This is a genomic window from uncultured Campylobacter sp. (genome assembly GCF_938045595.1).
Taxonomy (GTDB): Bacteria; Campylobacterota; Campylobacteria; order Campylobacterales; family Campylobacteraceae; genus Campylobacter_B.
The window spans coordinates 1-3,857 of sequence record NZ_CALIBB010000312.1; the positions used below are offsets into that span (position 1 = coordinate 1).

At 47.8% G+C, this 3,857-nt stretch carries 4 protein-coding genes; 2 read left to right on the top strand and 2 right to left on the bottom strand.

Annotation, left to right across the window (positions count from 1 at the left end; translation table 11 throughout):
• Positions 1 to 110 precede the first annotated feature (110 nt).
• On the top strand, positions 111 to 1,946 hold the full coding sequence (locus tag Q0340_RS11910) for a menaquinone biosynthesis decarboxylase (RefSeq protein WP_298083484.1): 1,836 nt from the start codon (positions 111 to 113) through the stop codon (positions 1,944 to 1,946).
• Here Q0340_RS11910 and Q0340_RS11915 read toward each other — a convergent pair.
• The gene (locus tag Q0340_RS11915) at positions 1,924 to 2,070 is read right to left on the bottom strand and encodes a hypothetical protein (protein ID WP_298083485.1); all 147 of its coding nucleotides are present in this window, start codon (positions 2,068 to 2,070) and stop codon (positions 1,924 to 1,926) included. The genes Q0340_RS11910 and Q0340_RS11915 overlap by 23 nt on opposite strands.
• Before the next feature lie 136 nt (positions 2,071 to 2,206).
• Between Q0340_RS11915 and Q0340_RS11920 the strand changes: the two genes are divergently transcribed.
• Positions 2,207 to 2,881 carry a methionine ABC transporter permease gene (locus Q0340_RS11920; protein WP_297880377.1) on the top strand — a complete coding sequence of 225 codons (675 nt, stop codon included), beginning with the start codon at positions 2,207 to 2,209 and terminating at the stop codon, positions 2,879 to 2,881.
• A 747-nt stretch (positions 2,882 to 3,628) separates the two neighbouring features.
• Here the strand turns inward: Q0340_RS11920 and Q0340_RS11925 are convergent.
• Positions 3,629 to 3,857: hypothetical protein (locus Q0340_RS11925; RefSeq protein WP_298083486.1), on the bottom strand; the 229-nt coding region annotated here is incomplete at its 5' end.

Sequence of the window (3,857 nt, forward strand, 5' to 3'; positions counted from 1 at the left end):
AGAGCCTGCCCGAGTTTCACTACGCGCTGGTTTTTGCAGAAAAGAGCGCGATCGTGCAGCTTCTAAATCAAAAACCGCAAGAAAAAAATCTATTTTTTTAAAGGCAGCGGATGCAGAGCTTTGATGAAATTTTAAACGGAAATTTTTGGATAAAGAGGCTTTACGAAAACGGGCTATTGCGCGAGGTAAAGGAGCAGATCGACACGGAGCTTGAGATCGCGCACGCAAGCTACATCGAGGTTAAGCGTGAGCGCTCACAGGCGCTGCTTTTTACGAACGTGCGAAACGCGCAGGGCAAACGGATGCCGCCAGTGCTAACTAATATTTTCGGCTCCTTCGAGGCGTTAAATTTAATCCTCGGTCGCGAACCTGACGAGATCGCCGCCGAGATCGAGAGCCTGCTAAAGCCGAAGCGTCCGCAAAGCTTCGGCGAAAAGCTTGATTTCTTGGCGCACTTAATCTCGCTTCGTAAAATTTTTGTAAAGCGCCTTAGCGGTCGCGGCGAGTGTCAGCAGGTCGCGCATCTAGGCGCTGACGTCGATCTTGGCGAGCTTCCCGTGCTTAAGACCTGGGAGGGTGACGGCGGCGCGTTCATCACGATGGGGCAGGTCTATACGAAGGATCTAAACTCGCAAACGCAAAATCTCGGTATGTATCGCCTGCAAATTTACGGGCGCGATCGCTTGGGGATGCACTGGCAGATACACAAAGACGGCGCGGGCTTTTTCGACGAATACCGCAAAGCGGGGCGCAAGATGCCCGTATCCGTGGCGATCGGCGGCGATCCGCTCTATATCTGGTGCGGTCAGGCGCCGCTGCCGAAGGGGATTTTTGAACTGCTGCTTTACGGCTTCATCCGCCGCAGCCCCGCTCGCCTCGTAAAATCGCTTACGAATGAAATTTACGTTCCGGAGGGCGCGGACTACGTGATCGAGGGCTTTGTCGATCCCGCAGTAAGCGAGCCGGAGGGGCCTTTCGGCGATCACACCGGATATTACACGCCGGTAGAGCCATTCCCGGTGATGGAGGTTAGCGCGATCACGCATAAGCGCGCGCCCGTATTTCACGCTACCGTCGTGGGCAAGCCGCCGCTTGAGGATAAATTTATGGGATATGCGACCGAGCGGATCTTTTTGCCGCTGTTTCGCACGAGCGCGCCCGATCTGATCGATTATAAAATGCCCGAGAACGGCGTATTTCACAACCTGATTTTGGCTAAGATCGCCGTGCGTTACCCCGCTGCGGCTAAACAGATCATGCATGCGTTTTGGGGCGTGGGGCAGATGAGCTTCGTAAAACACGCCGTCTTCGTGCCGCAGGACGCGCCGAGCTTAGATGAGTACGAGGCGCTTACGAAGTATGTCCTAAACCGCATAGGCGCGCGCAGCCTCGTTTTTAGCGAGGGTGTGTGCGATCAGCTCGATCACGCAAGCCCGAACTCCTGCTTCGGCGGCAAGCTCGGTATCGATGCGACGGCGGATTTAAGCTCGCAGGCGCCGCAAATTTTAAGCGACGAGGAGCTGCTAGCGAAATTTCAAAGCGAGGAGCTCGCTATTTTAGCGCTTAAGCAGCACTTTTGCGATACGAAAAACCCGCTCGTGCTGATAAACATAGACAAAAAAGAGCTCGTAGAGCGTAGCTGGCGGCGGCTTTTAAAATTTAGCGAGAATTTTAAAATTTTGATTTTTACCGATGCGAGAAACGACGCGAGCAACCTCTATATGAGCGTTTGGCGCGTCGTAAATAGCATCGATGCGCTGCGCGACGTGTTTGTGGCGCAGGACGATCGAATCTGCATCGACGCTACGAGCAAGCATGAGTGGGAGGGCTATACGCGCCGGTGGCCGCAGGAGACGCTCTGCAGCCGCGAAGTCGTAGCAAGTCTCATAGAGCGCGGCATCGTGCAGGACAAACCCGAGCTATTTAAGAAATTTGAAATTTTTTAAGGGCGCGGGGCGAAATTTCGCGCGGATTTGAAATTTTAAAATTTAGCTTTGGTTTTAAGGGCTGCGCGTTAAATTTAGATAGAATCTCATCTAAATTTATGGGCTCTAAGCGGTAAAATTTCATAAAATTTACCGCTTCGCGAGGGCTAAAATTTTAAGGCGTAAAATTTGCTGCGGCGTAAATTTTAAAATTTCAAAAATTTTTAAAGCGGCGCAAAAGCTCGATATAATGCAAACAGGCGCAAAATGAAAGGACATAAATGATAGAGTGGATACAAAATTTTTTTAGCGGAGTGATTCCGAAGCTGCTGCTAAACGCGACGCTGGAGACTCTGTATATGACCTTCGTAAGCACCGCTTTGGCGTTTATTTTGGGGCTTGTGCTTGCGATCGTGCTTATCCTTACGCGTCGCGGCGGGCTCTGCGAAAACCGCATCGTCTACGCCGTGCTGGACGTCGCGATAAACACGCTGCGAAGCTTTCCGTTTATAATTTTGCTGATCGTGCTCTTTCCGCTTACGAAGCTTCTTGTGGGCGCGAGCATCGGCACCACTGCGGCGATCGTACCGCTTACTATCGGCTCGGCGCCCTTTATCGCGCGGCTCATCGAAAGCGCTCTGCTGGAGGTCGATAGCGGCGTAATCGAGGCGGCGAAGAGCTTCGGCGCGAGCAAGACGCAGATAATCTTTCGCGTAATGTTCGTCGAGGCGCTACCTAGCATCATCGGCGCGATTACTCTGACGCTCATCGTCATCATCGGATTTACGGCGATGGCGGGCACTGTCGGCGGCGGCGGGCTCGGCGACGTGGCGATCCGCTATGGCTTTCAGCGCTTCCGCCCCGATATAATGGCATACACCGTCGTGATTCTGATCGTACTCGTGCAGATAATCCAAAGCATTGGAAATTTACTCTATAAAATTACGAAAAAGTAGGCTCAAACCCATAGCTTAACGAGATATCAAATATTTTCTATTAGTATCAAATTGCGAAAAAGTAGATCTTAAACTTATAGACCGTTCGTTTGTATAACCCGTTTACCAAACTATAAAATTATAAGAAAGGTAGGGTTTGCAATGCTATGAATACCGCTTGAAATTCTATAATCACGAGCAGATAGATTTACCTACCGTCAAGGTTTAAATTTAAGGCTTTGTGTAGCTAAAGCAAAGCTCGTGCCAAGACTTGTTTCGCGTAGTTTTATAACAGGTCGCCTCTTTGAAGTGAACGATCAAAACTGCGCTGGGTAATTTTAAAATTCACAGGCAAGATTTAGGCGCAGAATTTTAAAATTTAATTGCCTAAAATTTAAAATTTAGCCCAAACCTTAATGAGAAGCGTGTTGAAATTTGAAATTCTAAGGCACGGAATTTTAAAATTTTAAAATTTTAGACCTTGCGAAGTTTTGCTTATAAATTCTAAGACAAGCAGTTTTAAAATTTTATAATTTTAAGTTTTGCGGGATCTTTCTTATATAATTTCACCTTTACTTCGAAATTTCGTAGCTTCACTTTTAAAATATAAAGCGCAGGATATAAATAAAAGGCACCAGCCTTAGCAATAAAGCCAATAATGATGGTATTGCTGCTTTGACAAGCTTTTTGGGCTTTGGCAAAAGAACCTAAGATTGCGCCAGTTCTTTAAAGATAAAGCAGACTATGAAATTCCTCTGCGAATTGAGCCTAAATTCTTTCGTATCGCAGAATTTTAAAGAGGCATAGAAAGCATAGAATTTTATGAATTATCTTGCGCCGCTTGCGGTAAAATTTTATGTGGGCGGATACGGCGCGTTTAATAAGATCGTTATCGCATAAGAGCGAAGCTACTAAATTTATCCCGTTTTGCATTGCAAGATCGATGGTCTCTTTATGCGCCACAAACGAGACCATCTGCATAGCATCTAAATTTAAA